The organism is Thioalkalivibrio sp. (assembly GCF_007692535.1).
In the GTDB taxonomy this organism is placed as follows: Bacteria; Pseudomonadota; Gammaproteobacteria; order Ectothiorhodospirales; family Ectothiorhodospiraceae; genus Thioalkalivibrio.
Genome location: NZ_REBW01000144.1, coordinates 1 through 24,799, shown reverse-complemented (window position 1 = coordinate 24,799; position 24,799 = coordinate 1). Strand labels below are relative to the sequence as shown.

Sequence of the window (24,799 nt, the reverse complement as noted above, 5' to 3'; positions counted from 1 at the left end):
GCCGGAAAACCCATCGGCCAGGGGCTGGCCTCCCACATCCATCCGCGCCCCTTCAAACAACACGAATCCGACCACGGGCGGCCTGCACTCGGGCTGCTGATCGGAGCGCATCATTTCGAATCAGGAAGCATTTTCTGCAGGATCACCAGATCGATCCAGCGACCGAACTTGCAACCAGCCTGCGGAATCATGCCGACCGTCGCAAACCCGAGATTCCGGTGGAACTTCAGGGCGACGCCGTTCTCGCCCGTCACACAGGCGATCAGGGAATGCACGCCCCGCGCCCGCGCCTCGTGCTCGATGGCCTGCATCAGGGTTTCACCCAGGCCATCACCTCCAGCCTCCGGATCCAGAAAGATGGTGTGCTCCATCGTCCGGCCATAACCATCGCCCTGACGGAACGGCGCAAAACTGGCAAAGCCCGAAACTTGTCCCCCGTGCTCCACGACAAACCAGACATGGCCGGCAGCCTGACGCTGCACGATCATGGCTGCGATGTCATCCACCGAGTAGACCCGGTGATCGAAGGTGAACGCGGTGTCGAGGATCTGCGGATTCCATATGGCCGCAATCGCGGCCGCGTCCCCACTGTTCGCATACCGGATCGTCGTCATGACCGGATCAGCCCAACGCCTCGAGGAACGTACGGGAAAAGGCGGGCAGATCGTCGGGGGTGCGGCTGCTGATCAGATTGCCGTCGCGCACAACCTCCTCGTCACACCACTCGGCCCCCGCATTGACCATGTCATCGCGGATCGAGTGAAAGGACGTCGCCCGCTTTCCGCGCAGGATACCGGCCGACACCGCCATCCACCCACCGTGACAGATCCATGCCACCGGCTTGCCCTGCTCATGGATCGCCCGCACCAGATCGACCATCGCGCGGTGCCTTCGCATCTTGTCAGGTGCCATTCCGCCCGGGATGATCACCGCGTCGAAAACAGCGGGGTCGACGTCATCGGCGCTTGCGTCCGCCGTCACCGTGTAACCCTTTGCACTGGCGTATCCGGGCTTGCCAGCGCCCAGCACGGAGACGCGCACCCCGGCCTCCAGCAACCGCAGGCGCGGGTAATGCAGTTCAAGCTCCTGGTAATCGTCCTCAACCAGGATGGCGACGTGTTTGTCATCAAGGCTCATGGCATAGTCTCCAAGGGTTGGATTTCACAAGGGCCCGATTCATGGCCCACTCGCGATGGCAGAGAGTTCAACGGGAAAGCATTCGGCCGACCACCCTGTCCAGGGGGCTTGCGGAGATCAGGCCTTTTCTTGCCGAACCTTTCCTTTCAGGATCTCCCGAATTTCCTCGACTTCGAGCGTTTCACGCTCCTCCAATGCCTCCGCGAGCGTCTCCAGCGCATCGCGGTTTTCCTCCAGTGTCTCTCGCGCACCGCGTTCGATCGCACCGAGCAGCGCCCTGATCTCTTCGTCGATGGCGGTCGCAGTGGTCTCACTGTGTTCCCGCTCCTGGCCCAGTTCCCGACCGAGGAAGACCTGCTGCTCACTCTGGGGAAAGGAAACCGGCCCAATCCGTTCACTCATGCCCCAGTGCGCGACCATTTTTCGCGCCAGGCGGGTCGCCTGCCGGAGATCGTTCTCCGCGCCGCTGCTCACCTCGTTGAAGATGATCGATTCCGCCAGCCGGCCGCCGAACATCACCGCAATCTTGTCGCGCAGATAGGCCTCGCTGAAGTTGTACCGCTCCTCTTCAGGCACCTGGGCCGTCACGCCGAGGGCGCGCCCCCGGGGAACCACGGTCACCTTCTCTAGCGCATCGGCATTGGGCAACAAATAGGCCAGCAGCGCATGCCCTGCCTCGTGGTAGGCGACGATGTGACGATCCTGGTCCGAAAGCCCCTGTTCCCGCGTCTCGCCCAGCATGATTCGGTCGCGGGCATCGGAAAAGCAGGCCCCGTCCACCCGTTCCAATCCACGGCGCCCGGCAAACAGCGCCGCCTCGTTGGCCAGGTTGCGCAGATCGGCACCGGAGAACCCGATGGTCCCGGCGGCGATGCGGTCGAGATCGACGTCATCCGCCAGCGGCATCGACTTGGTGTGCACTTTCAGGATGGCCCGCCGAGCCTCGCGATGGGGGTTCTCCAGGGTGATCTTGCGGTCGAACCGCCCAGGCCGGAGCAACGCCTTGTCCAGCACGTCGGGCCGGTTGGTCGCGGCCAGCACCACCACTGATTCCTCGCCCTCGAAACCATCCATCTCGGACAGGATCTGGTTCAGCGTCTGCTCCCGCTCGTCGTGGCCACCCCCCATGCCGGCGCCGCGGGAGCGACCGACCGCGTCGAGCTCATCGATGAAGACCACCGAGGGCGCCTCCTCCTTGGCACGCTTGAACATGTCACGAACGCGGGAGGCCCCCATGCCGACGAACATCTCGATGAATTCCGAACCGCTGATGCTGAAGAACGGCACACCTGCTTCACCCGCCACCGCTCGTGCGAGAAGCGTCTTGCCGGTGCCGGGCGGTCCCATCATCAGGATACCGCGGGGGATTCGCGCACCAAGTTCCCGAAAGCGATCGGGGTCCTTCAGGAATTCCACCGTTTCCATGATTTCCTTCTTCGCATTCTCGACGCCGGCGACGTCATCCATGCGCGTGTCGCTGTCTTCGCTGCGAATCCGCTTGGCGGTCGATTTGCCGAAACCGAATGCGCCGCCGCCCCCGGCCATCGTGCGCTGCTGCATGCGATACCAGAACCACACCAGCAGACCCAGCAGCAGCAGAAAGGGCAAGGCACGGATCAGCATCTGTTGCCACCAGGGCAGCTCGGCCGGTTCCGCGGCGATATCCACCTCAGACTCCTGAAGCTTCTGCAACAGGGACTCGCCGGCCAGCTCCGGGCGGACCGTCTCGAATGACCCAGGCTCCTCGACGTCCAGAGCTTCGCGGCCGGCTTCCGTCAGGTTGCCCCTGACATCCTGTCCCCGCAGGACCACCTCGCGGACATGACCCTCCTCGAGCGCCTGCAGAAATTCGCTGTAGGTCAAAACCGTGTGCTGGGGCTGTTCCTCCCACTGCTCCATCAAATGAAACGCGAACAGAAGGGCGAGCGACAGCCAGACGAAGATCAGCCACTTCTCCCAGACGCCGTCAGGCGCACCTCTCGAGTCGCCGGTGCCACTGCTCCAGTCGCGTCCCGGCTTCTTCCTCGAATCCTTGCCTGCGTCGCGCTTGCGTCCCTGTTTCATCGTGGTGACTCTACCTCCTCGTCGTGTTGCCAACGTGATCCCTGTACTGACAGCCCCATGCCGCAACGGATCCTGCGCCGGCATTGCATGCAAAGCCGTGATCAGGGGGCACTCGCATCCGCGAGATCCCGCTCGCGCTCGGCCTGGGCAACGATCCGCTTCACGGCGATGAAACTGTCGGGACTGACGGAAATGCTGTCGATCCGGTGCTCGACCAGAAAGCCCGCGAACTCCGGGTAATCGCTGGGGGCCTGACCGCACAGGCCGGTCTTCACGCCGACATCGCGGGCCTTTTCCAGCAGCTCCGCGATCGACGCCTTGACCGCAGGATCGCGCGCGTCGAACTGCGATGAAAGAAGATCGTTGTCCCGATCGACGCCCAGTACGAGTTGCGTCAGATCGTTGGTGCCGATGGAAAAGCCATCGACCCGCGCGCCGAAATCGCGAGCGAGGATCACGTTCGACGGGATCTCCACCATCATGTAGATCTCAAGCCCTGCCTTGCCCCGGACCAACCCATGCTCGGCCATCGTAGCCAGGACGCGATCGGCCTCGTCAACGGTCCGGCAGAACGGAATCATCACGCGGATGTTCTCCAGCCCGATTTCTTCCCGTGCACGACGCAGCGCGGCGCACTCCAGCGCAAAGGCCTCGGCGTAGGGACCGTCGACATAACGGCTGGCACCGCGCCAACCGAGCATTGGATTGGCCTCCTCGGGCTCGAAACCCCGGCCCCCGATCAACCCGGCATACTCGTTGGTCTTGAAGTCGGACAGCCGGACGATCGCTGGCTCTGGCCACTGCGCCGCCGCCAACCGCGCGATCCCTCGCGCCATTCGATCGACGAAGAACTCCGCTCCGTCCTTGTAGCCCTGGGTGAGGTCGTCAATCTCCTTCTTCGCCGCATCGTCGTCGACACGGTCCGGATGCATCAGGGCCAGCGGATGCACCTTGATGTCATTGCCGATGATGAACTCGATTCGGGCCAGACCGATCCCCTTGGCAGGCAGCCTCCACCAGCGGTACGCCGCCCCGGGGTTGGCGAGATTGATCATGATGTCGGTCTGCGTGTCCTCGATCTCGTCGGGATCGGTCTCGCTGACCTCGACCTCGGCCTCGCCTTCGTAGACAAAGCCCCGCTGCCCCTCCGCACAGGACACCGTCACCTCCTGACCGTCCTTCAACTCCGCGCTGGCATTGCCGACTCCGACCACTGCCGTCACGCCCAATTCACGGGACACGATCGCCGCGTGACTGGTACGTCCACCGTGATCGGTCACAATGGCGGCGGCCTTTTTCATCACGGGCACCCAGTCGGGATCGGTCATGCCGGTGACCAGCACGTCGCCTTCCTTCAGCTTGTCGCTCTCCTCGGGGCTTTCCAGCACCCGCACGATCCCGGTGGCCACGGCATCCCCAATGGCCGTTCCCTCGACCAGCTTCCTGCCCTTGGACAGCAGCTTCCAGGACCGGAATGGCTCGTTCGCCTTCTGGGAATGCACGGTCTCGGGACGCGCCTGGACGATGAACAGTTCACCGCTGTCGCCATCCTTCGCCCATTCGATGTCCATGGGTTTGCCGTAATGCGCCTCGATGATCGCACCCCAACGACCCAGCGTGAGGATTTCCTCGTCGGAGAGCACGAAGGCGGCTTGTTCCTTTTTCGAGGTTTCAACGGTGCGCGCGGTACCTTCGTCGCCTTTCTTCTTCGCATAGACCATCTTGATGTCCTTGCCCCCGCGGCGCTTCTCGATGATCGGGAGCAACGGACCGTCCGGCTGCGCCTGTGACAGTAGTGGCTTGAAAACGTGGTACTCGTCGGGATCGACACTGCCCTGGACGACCGTCTCGCCCAGTCCCCAGGCGGCATTGATCAGCACGACGTCCGGATATCCGGTTTCCGTGTCCAGCGAGAACATCACCCCGGATCCGGCCTTGTCGGAACGCACCATCCGCTGAACGCCAACCGACAGGGCCACCTGCAGATGATCGAAGCCCTGTCGCTCACGGTAGGCGATGGCGCGGTTCGTGAACAGCGACGCGTAGCATTTGCGGCAGGCGTCGAGCAATGCATCGTGCCCGCGGATGTTGAGAAACGTCTCGAGCTGGCCCGCGAAACTGGCCGTGGGCAGATCCTCCGCCGTGGCCGAGGAACGCACCGCTACGTCCAGGTCCTTCATTCCCGTTTCACGGCGCATCTCGTCGTAGGCTTCGACGATCGCGTGCGCGAGATCCTCCGGCCAGCGCCCCCCCTCGATCATCCGCCGGACCTTGGCACCGACGGTCTTCAGATTGGACTGGTCGGATTTCAGTTCGCCCATGGCGCTTTCGATGCGGTCGCGCAGGTCGTTGTCGTCGATGAAGCGCCAGTAGGCCGCCGCCGTGGTGGCAAAACCACCCGGCACCCGGATGCCACGCGTCTCCAGTGTGGCGATCATCTCGCCCAGACTGGCGTTCTTCCCGCCGACCATGGCAGTGTCCGCATTGGTCAGTTCCGAGAGTCTCAGAGTCAACGGTTCCTTGCTCATTGTGCAGGTCCTCCTGTCGTTCTCCGATGGGCAGCGATCGCACCAGAAGCGGCGCGGACGCCCAGATGTTTACGGTTTGTCGAATCCTCAGTCGTCTGACTTCGACGCCTTGTCCAGGTCCTCCAGCCTGGATTGCAGGGTCTCGACGATCTCCCGCTCATCCGTCCCGTAGGAATCGGGGGAAATCGGATCACCAATGATCAACCGCACCTTCCCGGGGCGCGGGAAGCGTTGTCCCGGCGGCATCACTTCCCATGTGCCGTCGATCCACACCGGAATCACGGGCACCGGCTGCGCCGCCAGGACCAGCCCGATGCCGGGCCGCAGGCGCTGAAGCTTGCCGTCCGGGGAACGCTCACCCTCGGGAAACCAGATCAGACTGTGGCCGCGTTCGAGGCAGGCCGCCGCAATGGCCAGGCTTCGTCGTGGTGCAGAACCCGGATCGATTGGCAGGATGCGGGCCGTGCGGCTGAATGCACGGGTGAGGCGGTTGGAAAACAGGTAGGCCTCGAGGCCGGCCCAGTAAAGCGATTCGAGCTGCCTTCTACTCAGGGCGGGCAGGAGCGCCAAGGGATCGACGAAGCTCAGATGGCGCGGTGCGATCAGATACGGCCCGTCGTCCGGAAACTGCCCCTGAACCTCCACGCGCAACAGCAACCGGCCCACGAGCCGGGCCGGCCCCAGCACGATCCGACCCAGGATCCGGCGTACCGGTCCAGGCGGCTCCAGATCCTGCTTCTGTTCATCGTCGAGCAGTGATTCGGGTTCCTTGAGCTGTTCCTTCAGTTCGCCGCGCCCCTCCTTGGCCTCGGAGGCGCCGGCCGCCTCCTGTAGCAGATCGCGCACGGTCTCGACCCGCTCGATCGCCGAGTCGTCGAGGTCGATGCCGGCACGGTCCTGCAGTGCCAGCGTCAGATCCACCCAACTGAGCGAATCGATTCCCAGCTCCTCCGCCAGGCTGCTGTCCGGGGTGAGACGCAGGTCGTGAAAACGCTCCGCCAGGTACTTCCAGGTACGCTCCGCGCCGGGGTCCGATAACAGCTGCTGGTCCTCGGGCGCCATGGATTCCGGCGACACGGGTTCGGGTTTCGCCTCGGAAACGGCGTCGCTTTCCCCCAGTTTTTCGAACAGCTCCTCCAGTTTGTGCCGGCGCAGCTTGCCCAGGCGCGTGCGCGGCAGCGGATCCAGCGCAATACGGACGGTCCCCGGCCGATGGTGGCTGGGCAGTTTCTTCGCGGCCTCCTTCACCGCATTTTTCACCCGCTTCTCGAGGTCTTCACCGGTCACCTCGCGCAACAGCTTCGACTCCGGGACGACGACGGCTGCAAGACGATCGTCATGCGCGAGGACCCCGACCTCCCGCAGTTCGTCGAGGGCCTTCAACGCATCCTCGACGCGTTCCGGATCGACGTTCTCGCCTCCGGAAAGAAGGATCATCGACGACTCGCGACCGTGCAGATGCAGATAGCCATCGTCGTCCAGCTCACCCGTGTCCCCGGTACGGAACCAGCCGTCCTCGTCGAGGACCTCTTTGGTCTTATCCGGCAGATTCAGGTAACCGGCGAAAACGTTCGGACCCCGGGCCATTACTTCTCCACGTCCATCGGAGGAATCGGAGTCGTCGATGGCGAGTTCCACGCCGGGCAGGGCCAGACCCGCGGCCTCCAGCCGCAAGCGATCGGGCGGGTTGTAGGTCAGAATCGGAGAGGTTTCGCTGAGCCCGTAGCCGGTGGCCACTTCCCAGCCCAGCGCCTGCAGCTTGCGTCCCAGCTCGGGATCCAGCGCCGCACCGCCAGCGACGACCAGTCGCAGGCGCGGTGCGAGACGGCGATGCAGACTGGCAAACAGGCGCCGACCCAGACGCAGGCCGAGACGCCGGCGCGCAAGCCTGGAGACCCCCAGCGTCTGCCGAAACAGCAGCGCCGCGATCCGGCCTCGCCCGGCGACGCGATCCTCCAGTGCGTTCCATACAGCCTCATAGAGGCGTGGTACGCCCAGCATCACCGTGGCCTCGCCTTCGCGAAGGCCCCGGACGATCTGCGGGCCCACCAGCGAGAAGGGCACAATGATCGGGGCTCCCAGCGTCAGCGGGATCAGGATGCCCACAGTGAAGGGGTAGACGTGATGAAACGGCAGGGGAACCAGGACCCGGTCGCTGTCGTCCGCGAGTTCCTGGGCGCACAGAGCCTCCACATTGCTGCTCAGGTTCTTGTGCGTCAACGGCACCCCCTTGGGCGGCCCCGTCGTGCCGGAGGTGTAGAAGATCGCGGCCACGTCATCCTTCTCGGCCACGGCCGACGCCGGTTCGTCCGCAAGCAGGCCGACCCAACTGTCCGAGGCATCCGACTCGGCATCGAACAGATAAACCCGCACGTCGTCCAGGTCATCAGGAAGACGATCCTTCAGCGAGGAGGTCGTGAAGACGAATCGCGGCTCGGAATCCGACAGGGCATGTTCCAGATCCTCACCCGGCATCTGGGTATCCAGGGGCACAACTACAGCGCCGGCATTCATCACGCCCAGCGCCGATGCCACCCAGTCCGCGCTGTTGGGCGCGAGAATCAAGACCCGATCCCCCTTCTCCAGACCGGCATCCTGCAGACCAGCCGTCAAGCGTCCGGCACGCGCGAGGAGATCCGCTCGCGAAGTGGTGTCGAGGTCGTCGCGGCTCATCGTCACGACAGCCGCCTGATCCTCCGATACGGACCGGGAAGAAAGGAGTTCTTCGATGGTTTCAGCACTCATAGCGTGGCGCCTCCGGAAGAAGTAACTACCTAAGTATGGACTTTCCCTGCATCACCTGATCCCGCCCCCCAGGCCGGTCGACGCACACGACCGCTGGAGGCGCGTCGCAAACGACGCATTTCACTCACCACACCACCACCCCGATTGTTCGCGCAGACGCCCGATCAGATCGCCGTGGAGCCGCGCGAAATCATCGCCTCGCGCGCGCAACGCCAGCGCCAGCACGCAATGCAGGTTCAGGGCGTCGCCCCGCGCCACCGCGCGCGGAAACGAAGTGGCATAGTCGCGGGGCACGCGCAGGGTCCAGTTTTCCAGATCGACGAAGCCGGCCCGGTTGTATGTCTGTTCCTGACCCAGGAGATCGGCGAAGAACACCATGACCTGCTCTGCGGGACTCGCGAACACATCCGCCAATTTGGCATGCACCAGTTTGTTGCGATTCCCGGCCAACTCGCGCGCGAATGCCTCACGTTCCCCGGCGGGGACGAGTCGCGCGGCAAGATAGTCCGCCTCCTGCCGGGCCCGCTCACCCTCCTCCACCCACTCGCGGGCCAGGTGCCAGATCGGGGGCGTGTCGTGCGTGCCCACCATGATCCAGTCCCGGGCCTCGGCGTTCTCACTGCGGTAGACGTCATCACGGTTGAAGAGATCCGCCTTCTGCGTCACCCGAAACCGTCCCAGACCCTGGCGCCTGATGGCACTCGCCACGGGATAAGGCAATGTGCTCAACACCTCGCAGGGAATATCTTCGCTCGATCCCCCATGCTCCCGCACCACGCTCACGACCGTGTCCAGCAGCAGGGCGTAGCGCCCGACCTGATCCGGTCGCAGCCACCGCACCCATTCGTCCGCATAGCGGGGAACGGCCTGGTTCAGCTGCTCCACCCCGGCGATGGCAAAACGACCAAGGTCCGGATGGTCGGCGAGATGCGGCGACGAGAACAGCCGCGCACCATGCTGCACCGCATGACTGGGGTCGGGGTCGTCGCCACGGTATACCCACGGGCACACGAGACCATGAGGGTGATCGATGCGCAGCCCATCGAACTCTCCCAACATCTTTTCGATCCGCGCGAGCATGAAACGCAGCACCGGCCCCGGCGCACCGTCACCATCGAGGCACTGGTCCGGGTCATACACCCCGTAGCCCCAGGGTTGTCCGTCGCGATTGGTGCGGCTGGGTGGCGCACCCATGCGGTAACCCGACAGGTGCATACCGCCACGGCTCCATTCATCGCATGCCGAGAGCCCCACCTGGAGATCGCCGTAAAGGCGCAAACCCAGACCCTTCGTCTCGGCGTGGAACGCCGCGTGCTGGCGGTGGACGAGGAACTGTCCCAGCCGATAGCGTTCGAGTTCATCGCGATATGTATCGAAAAGCGCGCTCCGGCGCGAGGTGCATGGATCCGGTCGCTGGCCGATGTGCCGGTACAGTGCAGCATCGGGGCAGACGGCATCGGTTACCGGCCAATGCCGGTGATGCCGTTCTCCATGATGCCCCGACAGCGCGTGGTACAGCGCGTCGGGTGCGAGCCAGTCTCCATTGCGTCCGGCGAAATGGTCCAGCTCCGCATCGAGTTTCAGGGCGCCGGGATCGCCTCGGGCGCGGGCCGCCTTGAAATTTTGATGGATCGCGTCCAGGGCCATGTGACAGGCATCGAAAGCGTAGCCATGCACGCTGCGGGCGCCGTCGTCACACGGGCATTCCCCGACCAGACGTTCGAGGGTGTCCGCATGCAGCAAGCCGCCGGAAACATCACTGGAGCCGCCTTCCCCCGTCAGGCTTGCCAGATCGAGGTTCAGGACGTTTCGGGAAAACACTGTTCCGTTGTAGGGAGAAGGGTCATCGCGGGGCGTCTGCCCCATGGGCCCCAGCTGGATCGTGTCGAAACCCAGGCTGCGTACAAAGGCGACGAATTGCCTGGCGCCACGACTGTAAGGCGAGCCCCGCCCGACATCCTCGGCTGACAGCCCCGGAAAGCAGCGGTCATGGATGGCCAGTGCCAAGCGCCGTTTCCCGAGCAAGCGCAGCCCCTCCGTGATCGCGGGATCAGGCAAGGGGTTGGAGGCGATGTTCTGGGTCATCGTCACGTGATAACAGCCCTCTCCTCCCTCAGCGCATTCAGGATGGCGAGGACCCGCGGCTCCCGTTCCCACTGCTCCAGGTCCAGCCTCAACTTGTGGCGCCAGTTCGGACGCTCGTCGGTGGTTCCGGGAAGGTTGATCTGTTCGCGCTGCCCGAGTACGTCCTCCATCTGAGCCATCATCACCATCGCGGGGGTGCGGGCAAGGAAGCGGTGGATACTCACCGCGAGGTCCACCGTCATTTCCCCCTCGGGAACCGCCTGCACGCTCAGGCCTGCGGGCAGCAGACCCTCCTTTTCCAGCGCCACGAGCAGACGGGCCCGGTCCTCCGCGCGCCCGATGATCTGGTCTTCGCGGTGTTTCGCGGTTGGGAAAAGGTGCAGACGATCGCGCAACTCCAGATCCAGACCCTCCCAGTAACCGGAAAGCGTGGGCAGGTCATGCGTGCTGGTGGCGATCAGGGCCTGCGTGGCGAAATCCGCGGGCGTTCTGAAATTGCCGTCGTCCGCTTTCTCGAAATAGAGCAGCCGGTAAGAAAGCACGCCCATCGGCCGCAACGCCTCGCGCACCTCGTCGGGCACCGTGCCCAGATCCTCGCCGACGACGAGGCAGCGGTTGCGGTGACTCTCCAGCGCGAGAATGCCCAGCAGATCCTGAAACGGATACGAAACGTAGCCACCTTCGCGCGGAGACATCCCCGCCGGCACCCAGAAGAGCCGCATCAGACTCATCACATGGTCGAGGCGCACAACCCCGGCGGTGCTCATGTTCTCGCGCAGGGTCTTGATGAACGGCGCATACCCACAATCCCGCAGCATTTCGGGATTCCAGGGCGGAAGCCCCCAGTCCTGGCCGTCCAGGTTGAAGTCATCCGGCGGGGAACCGATCCGGCCCTCGAGTACATACAGTTCCTGATTCGCCCAGGTCTCCGCGCCGCCCACATCCACACTGACGGCAATGTCCTGGTACAGTCCCAGCGCAAGACCCAGCTCGAAGGCACGATGGCCGGCCCTCCTGAGCTGGGCATGGGCCTGCCATTGCAGGTATTCGTAAAACCCCGTTCGTTCGGCGTGTTCGGTCGCGAATGCCGCAACGGCCTCGGACTCCGGATGTCGATAGGGCTCCGGCCATGCAGGCCAGCCCCAGACCGAGGGATCCGCCCGATGCAGGGATTCCTGAATCGCCTCGTACAGCGCATGCAGACGCAGCGCATCACCCCGTGACCGCCGGAACCGGGCAAAGGCCTCGGCACGTTCATCGCCACGGTCCAGATGTTTCTTTTGAAAGTGCCCGTACAGGGTCTCCAGCACCGTCATCTTCGCCCCGGCAACCCCGGGATAGTCGACCAGTTCAGACCCCCGGAGCCGATCCAGCCGCTGCTGGAAGACCCGGTCCCGCACCTGATGCTGTGCCGCGTCGCACTCGGCGAATTCGGGCAACGCCTCCACGTCCAGGTACAGCACATTCAGGAACTGCCGGCTTGAAGGACTGTAGGGACTCGCGTGGGAGGGATTGTGCGGAAACAGGGCATGCAGCGGATTCAGGCCGACCAGGTCCACCCCGGCCTGCGCCGCGAATTCCAGCACCCGGATCAGGTCCGTGAAGTCGCCGATGCCCCAGTTCCGGCTCGAGCGCAGCGCGTACAGCGGGATATTGAGCCCCCATACCCGCTGCCCTCCCGACACCGCCTGCGGCCGGTAACAATCCGCCGGGACCACGATCAGCGACATGGACGAAATCCCCTCGCCAGGCATCTCGAGGTCCTGGAGTTCGAGGCGGTGGTAGCCGCCCGGCCGGTCGTCCGGCAGAGAGAGTATGCGCCGCTCCCGGACCTCGCCGTCCAGCATCCGCTGGCCCTCCTGCTCGAGATCCGAAGGCCGGAACCGACCCTCCCGGCGACCACCGTCCTCTTCCGTCAGCGTCCAGCGGTGCCAGTGACCGGCACTTTCCGCGCGCACCGTGATGTCCAGGCGGATGCAGCCCTCGCCCTCCCGTGCCACGTGTACCGGTGGCAGGGGACGCCCCCAATCCTCGGCCTCGGCCCGCTCCAGGGCCTGCTGCATGTGTTGGTCGCTGTCTGTAGCCACACCCATCACACCCAGCAGGGCGCGCTGGGTTTCTTCGGAGACCTGCTGGCGGTTGCCCCAGATATCGCGATACTCGGGCGCTATGTGGTAGCGCTCCGACAATCGATCGAGGAGTTCCGGGTGGCTCATGCAAGAACCGCGCAGAAAGACAACGGCCGCAACCACGTGCCCCATTCGGTGCTGTGCAGCCTCATGACGCCCCCCCGGCGTTCGGACCTGTCTCCACGCCGAGATTCAGAAGACCATCGATCGGAATACCGACCCAGTCCAGACGGTGATCGAGTTCGTAGCGCAGCTCGTAAAGCGCCTTCTCCATCACGAACAGATCCGTCAGCCGATCAGCCGCGGCGATGTCCGCAGGCGATGACGGGCACCCGGCCGCCGCCTCCCGATAGCCGCCCACAAAGGCGGCGGCGGCGGCCTTCTCCCACTCCCTCAGGTGCGGCAGCAGGCGTTCGCGGTCGGCGGGTCGCTCAGCAGTGCCATTCGCCAGCGCAACGGCCCCGGCGTAGCTGAACGACCGGAGCATTCCCGCCACGTCCCGCAAGGGTGAATGCTTGATCCTGCGCTCTTCGATCGGCCGGGCGGGCTCGCCCTCGAAGTCGATGATCACGAAGTCGTTCTCGGTCAAGAGGACCTGGCCCAGGTGATAATCCCCGTGGTAACGGGTCTTGACCGCCTGCACTGGAAGTTGCGTGAGTTCCTCCACGCGCTGGACGAACGACTCCCTCGCCTCGAGCAAACGCTCGGCCGCCGGGCGCACTGCTTCGGACAGGCCTTCCCGCCTTCCGGCCAGCATGTCCAGGGTCGTGTGCACGTCGTCGCGCACCCGGTTGCCCCAAGCGTCCAGATCCCCGGAACCCATGGGCTCGGGCGCAAAGGCGGGATCTGCGGCGGGCTGGGCCAGCGCAACGTGAAGTTCACCGGTGCGTCGGCCCAGCGTCCGCATCAGGTGCTCGTAGTCCCCATGCGGCTCGACGGAGAGGCCCTCTGGCCGGGTCATGCAATCTTCGAAGGAGCGGGTCAGATAGTCGATGCTGTAGCTCCAGCCGTCCCCCTGGTTCGGGACATAACCCTGGAGCAGGGCCAGAGTCGATGGGGACTCGCCTACCGCCTGGTATTCCACCGATCCGGCCAATGGAGAGATGTTCGGGAAGGGCGAGACTTCGGTCAGGTAACGCCCCATTTCCAGTTCCGGACTCACGCCCGGCTGGACACGGCGGTAGAGTTTGAGAAACAGACGGTCGCCTAGAATGACCGTGGTATTGGTTCCCTCAGCCCCGGGGCGCTGCAGGCCCTCGAGCGGATGATCGCCGACCAACCGGGGATACGCAGCGGTGGGACGGAATCGCAGCATTCCCGAATCCAGCAGATGGTCCGCCGGTTGCGCGATCGACCGGACCATGGCCTGAACGAAGTCTTCCGCTGCCACCGCATCGTGCAGAACACCGACCCGAGCCTTCTGACGCACGCGCGCCAGTGCGGCGGACAAGGTCAAACGTACCTGCTCCTCGTCGATCTCGCCCCAGATCAGCGCCAGCGGCAGGAAATAGGTCTGCGCCACTTCGCCCCCGAACACGCACCGCACCCACAGCAACAGCCATTCCCCGTCCGCCGTGGCCCACTTGACCATGTGGGTAGCCTCCACCGCCTCGAGCCCCTGGCCCTTGGCCGCAAACCAACGCTGGCCCTGGAGAAAGGCCGGCAGGACCTCGCGCTCCAGACGGCTTCTCAGCTGCATCGCGGCCTCTGTATTCCGCAGCCCTGGCTGTAACGGATCGGGGAAAAAGCTCCGCCAACCCCCGGACAGCACCAGCACGGGCAGCTCCATCGACGGCAGCGCCTCCTGGTGCCAGGTCGGCGCCTCGACGTCACTGGCCAGCTCGAACCAGTAGAAGCCATGCCCGGGCAGCGTCAGCAGGTAGGGCAGTTCCCCGATCGGGGGAAACACGGTGCGCCCCATCAATTCCATCGGCACCCGGCCCTTGAAACGCGCCAGATCGAGTTCGACGGGCTGCGCCGAGCGCGCAAGATTAGCGACGCACAGGATCGCCTCGTCACCATGCTCGCGCACATAGGCGAGGATCTTGCGGTTGCCCGGCTGTAGAAAGCGCAGGGTGCCGCGTCCGAAGGCGGGATGGACCTTGCGCACGGCAATCAGCCGTTTCATCCAGTTGAGCAGCGATGACGCCTCTCGGCTCTGCGCCTCCACATTGACGGCCTGGTAGCCGTACACGGGATCCATGATCGGCGGCAGGTACAGGAACTGGGGATCCGCCCGGGAAAAGCCGCCATTGCGATCCGGACTCCACTGCATGGGGGTACGCACACCGTTGCGGTCGCCCAGGAAAAAATTGTCACCCATGCCGATTTCGTCCCCGTAATAGATGATCGGCGAACCGGGCATCGACATCAGGAGGCTGTTCATCAGCTTGATCTTCTCGGGATCGTTGTCCATCAGCGGCGCGAGCCGGCGGCGGATGCCCACGTTGACGCGCATTCGGGGGTCGGCCGCGTAGCGTTCGTACATGTAGTCGCGCTCACGGTCGGTGACCATCTCCAGGGTCAATTCATCGTGGTTGCGCAGGAAGATCGCCCACTGGCAGGTATCCGGAATCTCCGGCGTCTGGCCCATGATTTCGAGAATGGGGTAACGGTCCTCCTGTGCCACGGCCATGTACATGCGGGGCATCAGGGGGAAGTGATAGATCACGTGGCATTCGTCGCCATCGCCGCAGTATTCCCGGGCATCTTCCGGCCACTGGTTGGCCTCGGCGAGGAACATGCGCGACTGGTAGTGCTTGTCCACCTCGGCCCGCATGCGCTTCAGAACCGCATGGGTCTCCGGCAGGTTTTCGTTGTTCGTCCCCTCGCGCACGCACAGGTAGGGGATGGCATCCAGACGCAGGCCGTCGACGCCCATGTCCAGCCAGAAGCGCATGATCCGGATCACGGCCCTCACCACTTCCGGATTGTTGTGGTTCAGATCCGGCTGGTGGTGGAAAAAGCGATGCCAGTAGTAGGCCCCGGCTTCGTCGTCCCAGGTCCAGTTGGAAACTTCGCTGTCGGTGAAGATCACCCGCGTCTCGGGAAACTTCTCCCTGGTGTCGCTCCATACATAAAAGGCGTGCTTCCGGCTGCCCGGCGGTGCCTTGCGCGCGGCCTGGAACCAGGGATGCTGATCAGAGGTGTGATTGATCACCAATTCGGTGATCACGCGCAAACCGCGGCGGTGCGCTTCACGCATGAACGTTCGAAAATCCCGGCGGGTACCGTAGTCGGGATAGATGTTGCGGTAATCGGCAATGTCGTAACCATCGTCGCGCATCGGCGACGGGTAAAACGGCAACAACCACAGCGTGTTGACGCCCAGGTCCTGGATGTAGTCGAGCTTGCTGGTCAGACCCGGAAAATCACCGATCCCATCATCGTTGCTGTCCTGGAATGCCTTGACATGCATCTGATAGATGATGGCGTCCTTGTACCACAGCGGATCGTCCTGCAAGCCGGTTTCCTGCGCAGCCATACCGCCCCCTTGTTACAGGTAATAGTCGAAGTCGTGCTCGGACCGCAGCCGGCGTCGCAGACGGAAGATGTGCGCCGGACCGGCCTGCGGATCGAGCGCTACGTAGTTGCGCGTTCCGTGCCACAGATGCCGGGAGTTGCTCAGCAAGTCGTGGACCTGGTAGGGATGCCCCGGATCCAGGCCGAATTCCTCGACCGGGAGCTGCACGTATCCCGACTGCACATGCACCGGATCGAGGTTGACCACCACCAGCACGACATTGACTCCGTCGTCCGTCCTCTTGCTGAAACAGAGGATTTCGTCGTTGTCCACTACGTGGAAGCGCAGGTTTCCGTCGTACTGCAACGCGGGATTCTCGCGACGGATGCGGTTCAGGCGTGCGAGGTAGTCTCTGAGGCTGTCCGGCCGCCTGAGATCCCAGTGCCTGATCTGGTATTTCTCGGAATCGAGATATTCTTCGGTTCCCGGCCATCGGGGCCTGTTCTCGATCAGCTCGAAGGCGGGGCCGTAAATGCCGTAACTCGCGCCCAGGGTCGCCGCCAGCGTCGCGCGGATCATGAACGCAGGCCGGCCTCCGAACTGCAGGTATTCGGGCAGGATGTCCGGCGTGGCGGGCCAGAGATTGGGCCGCAGGTATTCCCTCCCCTCGCCTCGGGTGAGTTCGGTGAAATACGCGGTCAGTTCCTGCTTGGTATTGCGCCACGGGAAGTAGTTGTAGGACTGGCTGAAGCCGCGCTTGGCAAGCCCGTGCAGCACGGCGGGACGCGCGAATGCTTCGGCCAGGAAGATGGTCCCGGGAAAATCCCGCTTGATTTCGGCGATGACCCACTCCCAGAACGCGAAGCTCTTGGTGTGAGGATTGTCCACCCGGAAAATCTGCACGCCCTGCTCGATCCAGAACCGGAAGATGCCCTCGAGCTCGGTCCAAAGACCCTGCCAGTCGGCGGTCTCGAAATCGAAGGGATAGATGTCCTGGTATTTCTTCGGTGGATTCTCCGCGTACTGCACGCTGCCATCGGGTCGGTGGCGGAACCACGCCGGATGCTCCGCCACATAGGGGTGGTCGGGCGCACACTGAAAGGCAATGTCGAGGGCGACCTCCAGACCATGGTCGCGTGCGCCGGCGACGAGGCTGCGGAAGTCTTCCAGCGTTCCCAATTCCGGATGAACGCTGAGATGTCCACCCTCCGCGGAGCCAATCGCCCAGGGACTCCCCGGGTCATCGGCGTCCGCTGTGAGCGCGTTGTTGGGTCCCTTGCGTCTGCTGCGCCCGATGGGGTGGATCGGCGGAAGGTAGAGGACGTCAAAACCCATCCCGGCAATGTACGGAAGCCACTTCTCGCAATCCCTGAAGGTCCCATGGACTCCTGGGGTCATGCTGCAGGAGCGGGGAAAGACCTCGTACCAGGCGCTGAAACGGGCCCGTTCCGGCTCCACCGTCACCACCAGCTCGCGCTCGTCGACGCTGGCCAGGCTGCGGTCGGGATAGCGCTCCATCAAATCACCCAACTCGGTGCTCATGGCCACCGCAACGCGTGTCTGCAGATCATCTTCCGAGCGCAGCGCTTCGGCCAGACGGACCAGGGTTTCAGCATCATCGCCGACCGCACGGTCACCCGCCCGAGCCACCAGTTCCGCGCCCATCACGAGGGCCACGCGTATATCCTCCGGCTCGGTGCGACGTTCCAGATCGTGGAGCCAGGAGAGGAAGCCATCGACCCAGCCGGTCACGGTATAGAGATAGCGGCCCAGATCCGGAACCGTGAACTCGGCGCGCCAGCGATCGTTGATCATCGGCAGCATCGGCGTCTCGTGCCACAGCGCGCCATCCTCCCGTCGATGCCGCAGCAGACACCGGAGACGATCATGTCCATCGGCGAAAGCACGGGCCTCGACCACCACCGATTCACCCACCGTTCGCTTGATGGGAAAGCGTCCGCCATCCACCTGCGGGCTGACCGCTTCGATCATCACCCGCTGCCTGCCTTCTTCGGGAAAGATGCGTGCCATGCGCTCTCAACCTCCCGGCTTCAGAAACAGCACCGCCAGCGGCGGCAGGTCGAGGACCAGCGAATGGTAGTGGCCGTGCGCGCCCACCGGCGCGCTCTCCACGCCGCCCCGATTGCCGCGCCCGCTGCCGCCGTAGGTCTGGGCATCGCTGTTCAGCATCTCCTGCCACCACCCGCCTCTCGGGACCCCAATGCGGTAGTTGTCACGCGGCACCGGCGTCAGGTTGCAGATCACGAGAATCATGTCGTCCGGGTTTCTGGCCTTCCGCAGGAAGCTCAGGGTGCTCTCCTCGACGTCCTGCCGGTCGATCCACTCGAAGCCGGCCGCGACGAAGTCCTGCTCGAACAGCGCGGGCTGGTTCCGGTAGAAGTGATTCAGATCGCCGACCCAATGCCGGAGGCCACGATGCGCTGGCTGCTCCAGCAGTTCCCAGTCCAACCCGCGATCGTGGCTCCACTCGCGCCACTGGCCGAACTCGTCACCCATGAACGTCAGCTTCTTCCCCGGGTGTCCGTACATGTATCCGAACAATGCCCGCAGGTTGGCGAACTTCTGCCAGTCGTCGCCCGGCATCTTGTTGATCAGGGAGCCCTTGCCGTGCACCACCTCGTCGTGGGAGAGGGCGAGCATGAAATTCTCGTTGAAGGCGTAGGCCAGGCTGAAGGTCAGCTGGTCGTGATGATACTTGCGGTACAGCGGGTCGTTCGCAAAATAGGCCAGCGTGTCGTGCATCCAGCCCATGTTCCATTTCATGCCGAAACCCAGGCCGCCCAGGTACGTTGGTCTCGAGACCATGGGCCACGCAGTGGACTCCTCGGCGATGGTCTGGGTGCCGGGCAGATCCCGGTAGACCGCCTCGTTCAGGTCGCGCAGAAAATCCACCGCCGCCAGGTTTTCGTTGCCGCCGTGCTCGTTGGGTATCCATTCGCCCTCCTGCCGGCCGTAGTCGAGGTAGAGCATCGAGGCCACCGCGTCCACGCGCAGCCCATCCAGGTGGTACTGCTTCAGCCAGAACAGCGCACTGCTGAGCAGAAAGGACCGAACCTCGTGACGCCCGTAGTTGAAGATGTAGCTCTGCCACTCGGGGTGGAAGCCGCTCTTGGGATCAGCGTGTTCGAAGAGGTGGGTGCCGTCGAAATACCGCAGCCCGTGTTCGTCGTCCGGAAAATGCGAAGGCACCCAGTCGACGATCACCCCTATTCCCGACTGATGCAGGCGGTCCACCAGGTGCATGAAGTCCTGCGGCGTTCCATAACGGGCGGTCGGCGCGAAATAGCCGGTGGTCTGGTAACCCCATGACCCGTAGAAGGGATGTTCGGTGATTGGCATCAATTCCACGTGGGTGTAGCCAAGTTCGCCCAGATAGGCGGGCAGCCATTCCGCCAATTCACGGTACGTGGGCACCCGATTGCCCTCCTCCGCCACTCGCCGCCAGGAGCCCGGATGCATCTCGTAGACGGACCAGGGGGCATCCAGGCCGTTGGCCCGATGGCGCCGTTCCATCCATGCGGCATCGTCCCACGAGTAATCCAGTTCCCGGACCCGGCACGCAGTCGCCGGGGGCTCCTCCCAGGAGAACGCGAAGGGGTCCCCCTTGTCCGCCGCGTAATCCTCGAGCCGGGACGCGATATGGAATTTGTACTGAGTCCCTGGCATGAGGTCCGGAATGAAGCCCTCCCAGATCCCGGAGTCGTCCTCGCGGATCTGCAGCGGATGGCTGCCGGCACGCCATTGGTTGAAATCACCGATGACCGAAACCTCCCTGGCATTGGGCGCCCATACCCCGAAGCCCACGCCCGCGACGCCGCCGACCTCCCGAACATGGGCACCCAGCTTTTCGTAAAGCCTGGTGTGCCGGCCCTGTTTGAACAGATAGACATCGTGCTCGGTCAGCATCGGGACGTCATGCTTGACGGATTGCGCAGGGTTTTTCATCGGTCGCTCTCGGGTTTGCCTGTCTTTCATTGCTCGGAGCGGCGCAGATGGCGGATTGGAGGGCACGCCCCCGCCAGAACGGAGGCCGTATGCAGTCCATCGCGGCGCCAGCGAACGTTCAAGGGGGCGGCGCTTTCCTCCACCGCGGCTTGCGCGCCTGCCAGAAAGCGAGTGCGAACGCGGGGACAAAGATCAGCAGCAGAAATACGATCGCGGGAATGACCCGTTCCAGCATCGGCGCAAGCCCCAAGGCAAGGGCCAGCCAGGACAACAGCCAGAACAGCACGCCAGCCACGACGGTAAAGATGCTGACGAAGATCAGATAGGCAGCGAATGCCCTCTGTTCAGGATGGCGGATTCGCAAAACCAGCGGTATGGCAAGCAGAAAAATGGCCAGCCAGACCAGCCAGACGATCACAGTCACTCCATTTTCCATGAGTCTTATCCTCTTCCTCGTTACCATCCATTAGGGGTGCCCGCGATCCAATTGCCGTTCACACAGGCGTCATGGCGATGGCTGCTCAAGAGCCGGTGCCTCCGAGTGCTCTCCTGCGCGACGATTTTCGTCACGCACACGCTCTTCCGGCTTGAGCAAACGGAACTGGCAGCTGTCGCCGGGTGCCATCTCACGATAATGCCCGCGATACGCAACGGTGATCGCCCTCGTTGTGTATGCCCCGCTGCGGATCTGCAGCGTATCGTGGTTGGCTTCCACTTCCAGCGTCTGGTTGCGATAGTGCAACCGTACCTTGACGCAATGCAGCTCGGAAGGGAATGCCGGATCGAAGTGCAGCACATTGCCGCGCATCCCGATGCCCAGGTAGCAACGCTGGACCAGGTCGATGCTACCGGCCATCGCACCGACATGAATGCCCTCGGGCGTCGTGCCACCCTGAATGTCGGCGATATCGCTGTCCAGGACCCTTTGGAAGAGATTCCACGAATGCGAACGGTCCGATCGCGCCAATACCCACGAATGCACGACCTGGCTCAGGGTTGAGCCATGCGAGGTGCGCGCAAGATAGTATTCGACATTCCGCGGAATCGTCTCTGGATCGAACGGGTAGCCGAGCTGCTCGAAGAGCATCGCCAACTCCTCCGCCGAGAAGAGAAAGAACAGCATCAGCACGTCTGCCTGCTTCGAGACCTTGTACCGGTTCGGCGTGTCGTCCTCGGCCTCGAGGATGCGGTCCAGGCGATGGATGTCGCCGTACTTCTTGCGATAGCCGTCCCAGTCGAACTCTTCGAGATCCTCATAGCCCTCGAACTGGCTGATGATGCCATCGTCCTGGATAGGCACGCGGAGCTTCCGGCTGATGTCGTACCAGAGCTCGAGTTCTTCGTCGCTCAGTTCCATGCGCTCGCGCAGATGCCGCCAGCGCATCTCGGGAAGCAGGTCGATGACGTCCCGTGCCCGTGTCAGCACCCAGGCCGCCATCACATTGGTGTAGGCGTTGTTGTCCACACCCCCAGCAGCCTCCGGGTCGGTATCCGGATAGGCGGTGTGATATTCGTCCGGTCCCATCACACCCCTGATCTCGTAGCGATCCAGTCCCGGGTTGTACACCGAGGCACTGGCCCAGAAGCGTGCGATCTCCAGCAGCATCTCCGCGCCGTAGAAGTGCATGAACTCCTGGTCATCGGAGGTCTGGTAGTACTGCCAGACGTTGTAGGCAATCGCCGAGTTGATGTGCCGTTGCCGGTGCGAGGTGTCCGGGAGCCAGCGGCCCGACTTCGGGTTGAGGTGCAGCCGCTGGGTCTCTTCCCGGCCATCACTGCCGCTTTGCCAGGGATACATGGCTCCCCGGTAGCCGGCATCCGCAGCCGCCTGCCTTGCCTCGCCGAGGCGACGATGGCGGTAACGCAACAGGGCACGGGTCAGCGTGGGCATGCGCAGGCTCAGGAAGGGAAAGATGAACAGTTCGTCCCAGAAGATGTGACCGCGGTAGGCCTCGCCGTGCCAGCCGCGTGCGGGTACACCGGTGTCGAGATCGACCGAGTGCCGCGACGCCGTCTGCAGCAGGTGGAAGATGTGTACGCGCAGCTTGAGTTCCGTCGTTGGCGCCCCGTCATCGTCGAGGGCGATGTCGCATTCGTTCCACAGGTGTGCCCAGGCTCTTTCGTGCCGCGCACGCATCACATCGAAGCGACCGGTGCGGCCGAGTCCCCGCAATGCCTCCAGCCCCGGTTCGGAGATCGCCCAGTCGCGCGACGAGTACAATGCGACGATCTTCTCCACCCGGGCCGCTTCGCCCTCGGCCAGGGCAAAGGCAATCTCCTGGGCGATGCCCGCTTCTTCGCTGATCGTCCGACGCTCTGCGGCCATCTCGGTGCCGCCCCGATACACGCGGGTCCGTGCCGCCTGGGCGATCCCGAGCACGGATTGGTTGGTGCGCGAATGAAGAAAGATCGTATCCTCGCCCCGATGCTCCGCGGCCAGAACCTCGAGATGACGGTTCGCCAGACCGCGGTAGCGGGCGACGCCGTCATTGACCACGTTGCCGTCGAGGGACGAACGCACTGTCATCCGACCTGACCAGTCCTCCGCCGTGAGCTCCACGCAAAGACCGGCAATGTGAGGGGTGTCCATGCTGACCAGTCGCTGTTCCCGCCAGTGGGTCGTGCGACCTTCGGCGTCGCGAAAGCGCAGGCTACGGTGCAGCAGGCCGTGGACGACATCGAGTTCCTGGTCCAGCGCCAGAATTTCCACATCGTCGAGCCGGAACCAGTCACCGTCATCGATGCGGAAGGTCAGCGGCAGCCAGTTCGGCAGATTGACCAGGTCCTCGTTTTCGACCTTCCGTCCGGCCACTTCGCTGATCAGCCGATTGTAGCCGCCAGCCAGATACGTCCCCGGGTAATGCACGTCGTCCGCCCGCGCATCGGGCGAGGCGCCTCGGGTGGCGCAGTAGCCGTTACCGAGCGTGCACAGGGCCTCGCGCAGACCTTCCTGTGTCGGCCGGTAACCCGAGTAGGTCAGCGACCATGCACCCGTTTCGCGCATCGCAGCGGCACCCTGCTCCCGCGCGGCAATGACGCCGGTCAATGACTGGAGAAGGCGTTTCACACCCAGCGTGTCATCCACGGCGTAGTCGGCTGCGGTCGCCCGGGCTTCGTCGTGGCGCACGGCAATGCAGATCCCCTGCCCCGCAAGCGCCTGAAACGCATCCTCATCGGTGATGTCGTCGCCGACGTAGACCGGAACCAGGTCCGGGTTGTCTGCCTCCAGTTCCTGCAGCACCCAGCGCACCGCTTCGCCCTTGTTCCAATGGATATCGGGGCCGATCTCCAGGACCTTCTTCCCACGGCCCAGGCGCAGGCTCGGGTGTTCCTGCAACACCTTGTCAACGATGGACTTCAGGGACTCCACGTCCGTGGACGCGACACCGCGATAGTGCACCGCGATCGAGAACTTCTTCCGTTCCAGCGAATGCCCGTCGATGCCGGCCAGTTGATCCTTCAAGCCGCGCTCCAGTTCATCGAGTTCCGGGAGAAATTCTTCGCCTTTCTCCAGGCCCCGGGAAGCACCTTCTGGGCCGACGATCTCGAAACCATGGCTGCCCGCAAACCACACGGAATCCAGCCCAACCAGCTCACGCAGTTTCGCCAGATCACGGCCGCTCACGATCACCACCGTGCAACGTCGGGCAAGAGCCGCCACCGTCGCCCGCATATCGTCGGCCAGGAGCGCCTTCGTGTGGTCATCGACGATCGGTGTCAGAGTGCCGTCGTAATCCAGAAACACCGCGGGATCGCTGGTTTTCAGACGGCTGCGAATGTCGTTCTCACGATCCAGGGCCGAGGGCAGATTGTCGAGCGTGCGCAGAGTCAGACCGTCCGCGGGGGTGAAGCGAAGTTGGGCCAGATCGCGAATCACGAGGTCGGCACCTGCCTCCTTCAATCGATCGCCGTGATCGTTGCGGGCGACACCGATCACCGGGTGGAACCCGCCCTCGACACCGGCCTCGATACCGATGCCGGCGTCCTCGAAGACCGCACACTCCGCCGGCGCGACCTCCAGTTGCCGGGCCGCCTCCAGCAACATCGCAGGGTCCGGCTTGCCGGGGATGTCCAACCGGAGCAGATCGTTACCATCGACCCGGGCAGCGAAGCGATCGAGCAAGGCGGCGCTTTCCAGCACCGCCTCGGCATTGCGGCTCGAGGAGAACACAGCCGTCGCCACACCCCCATCGCGCAGGGCCTCGAGCAGCCTCAGGGTTCCCGGGTAAGCTTCGACACGATTTTCGTCCAGCCAGGCGCGGAAATACCGGTTCTTGCGATTGCCAAGACCAGCAACGGTGTCGTCATCCGGGCCGTCGTCCCTGCTGCCGGCCGGCAGTTCGATACCCCGCGAAGCGAGAAAGCTCCTGATGCCGTCGGCGCGCGGTTTTCCGTCGACAAACCGGCGATAGTCATCGCGGGGATCGAACGGTCGAAACTCCTCGCCGAGGCGGTTTGCGCGCGCCTCGAGAAATTCGTCGAACAGGCGTTTCCATGCAGCGGCGTGCGCGCGCGCGGTGTCCGTCACCACCCCGTCCATATCGAACAGCACGGCCTTCACCTTTGACCGGAATTTCGCCTCTTCGAACATCTGGGTCTCCGGTGCTGTCGTTGGTCATCGGGATCCCGGCAGACCTTCCACCGAGAGTGGGATCGTGCGTCATCGGCGCGCCAGGCAAAAA

Annotated in this window: 12 protein-coding genes; all 12 read right to left on the bottom strand. The window is 63.8% G+C overall.

The genetic code is table 11. The features are described 5' to 3' along the window. Window positions 1-110: 110 nt before the first annotated feature. The 12 genes from EA346_RS07875 to otsB all read right to left on the bottom strand — a co-directional run bounded on the left by EA346_RS07875 (window position 111) and on the right by otsB (window position 24,708). The gene (locus EA346_RS07875; RefSeq protein WP_296757303.1) at window positions 111-614 is read right to left on the bottom strand and encodes a GNAT family N-acetyltransferase; all 504 of its coding nucleotides are present in this window, start codon (window positions 612-614) and stop codon (window positions 111-113) included. A 7-nt stretch (window positions 615-621) separates the two neighbouring features. Continuing rightward, window positions 622-1,137 carry a type 1 glutamine amidotransferase domain-containing protein gene (locus EA346_RS07870; RefSeq protein WP_296757301.1) on the bottom strand — a complete coding sequence of 172 codons (516 nt, stop codon included), beginning with the start codon at window positions 1,135-1,137 and terminating at the stop codon, window positions 622-624. Window positions 1,138-1,254: 117 nt separating this feature from the next. Beyond that, window positions 1,255-3,201 (bottom strand): ATP-dependent zinc metalloprotease FtsH, encoded by a 1,947-nt coding sequence (gene ftsH, locus EA346_RS07865; protein WP_296757300.1) that lies wholly within the window; start codon window positions 3,199-3,201, stop codon window positions 1,255-1,257. 101 nt (window positions 3,202-3,302) lie between these two features. After that, window positions 3,303-5,729: a phosphoenolpyruvate synthase gene (ppsA, locus tag EA346_RS07860; RefSeq protein WP_296757298.1), complete on the bottom strand. Its 2,427-nt coding sequence runs from the start codon at window positions 5,727-5,729 to the stop codon at window positions 3,303-3,305. Window positions 5,730-5,816: 87 nt separating this feature from the next. Next, a complete protein-coding gene (locus EA346_RS07855; RefSeq protein ID WP_296757297.1) occupies window positions 5,817-8,474 on the bottom strand; it encodes an AMP-binding protein in 2,658 nt (885 codons plus the stop codon). 120 nt (window positions 8,475-8,594) lie between these two features. Then, window positions 8,595-10,559: a 4-alpha-glucanotransferase gene (locus tag EA346_RS07850; RefSeq protein WP_296757329.1), complete on the bottom strand. Its 1,965-nt coding sequence runs from the start codon at window positions 10,557-10,559 to the stop codon at window positions 8,595-8,597. Between the two features lie 2 nt (window positions 10,560-10,561). Then, window positions 10,562-12,775 carry a 4-alpha-glucanotransferase gene (gene malQ, locus EA346_RS07845; protein ID WP_296757295.1) on the bottom strand — a complete coding sequence of 738 codons (2,214 nt, stop codon included), beginning with the start codon at window positions 12,773-12,775 and terminating at the stop codon, window positions 10,562-10,564. Window positions 12,776-12,836: 61 nt separating this feature from the next. Then, entirely contained in the window at window positions 12,837-16,172 is a 3,336-nt protein-coding gene (gene treS / locus EA346_RS07840; RefSeq protein WP_296757293.1) for a maltose alpha-D-glucosyltransferase, read from the bottom strand. 12 nt (window positions 16,173-16,184) lie between these two features. Next, a complete protein-coding gene (locus EA346_RS07835) occupies window positions 16,185-18,182 on the bottom strand; it encodes an alpha-1,4-glucan--maltose-1-phosphate maltosyltransferase (RefSeq protein WP_296757292.1) in 1,998 nt (665 codons plus the stop codon). 6 nt (window positions 18,183-18,188) lie between these two features. Next, the gene (gene glgB / locus EA346_RS07830) at window positions 18,189-20,117 is read right to left on the bottom strand and encodes a 1,4-alpha-glucan branching protein GlgB (RefSeq protein ID WP_296757290.1); all 1,929 of its coding nucleotides are present in this window, start codon (window positions 20,115-20,117) and stop codon (window positions 18,189-18,191) included. Window positions 20,118-20,235: 118 nt separating this feature from the next. Continuing rightward, window positions 20,236-20,535, bottom strand: coding sequence for a hypothetical protein (locus EA346_RS07825; RefSeq protein WP_296757289.1), 300 nt, complete (start codon window positions 20,533-20,535; stop codon window positions 20,236-20,238). Window positions 20,536-20,622: 87 nt separating this feature from the next. Further along, window positions 20,623-24,708, bottom strand: coding sequence for a trehalose-phosphatase (gene otsB / locus EA346_RS07820; RefSeq protein ID WP_296757288.1), 4,086 nt, complete (start codon window positions 24,706-24,708; stop codon window positions 20,623-20,625). Window positions 24,709-24,799 lie beyond the last annotated feature (91 nt).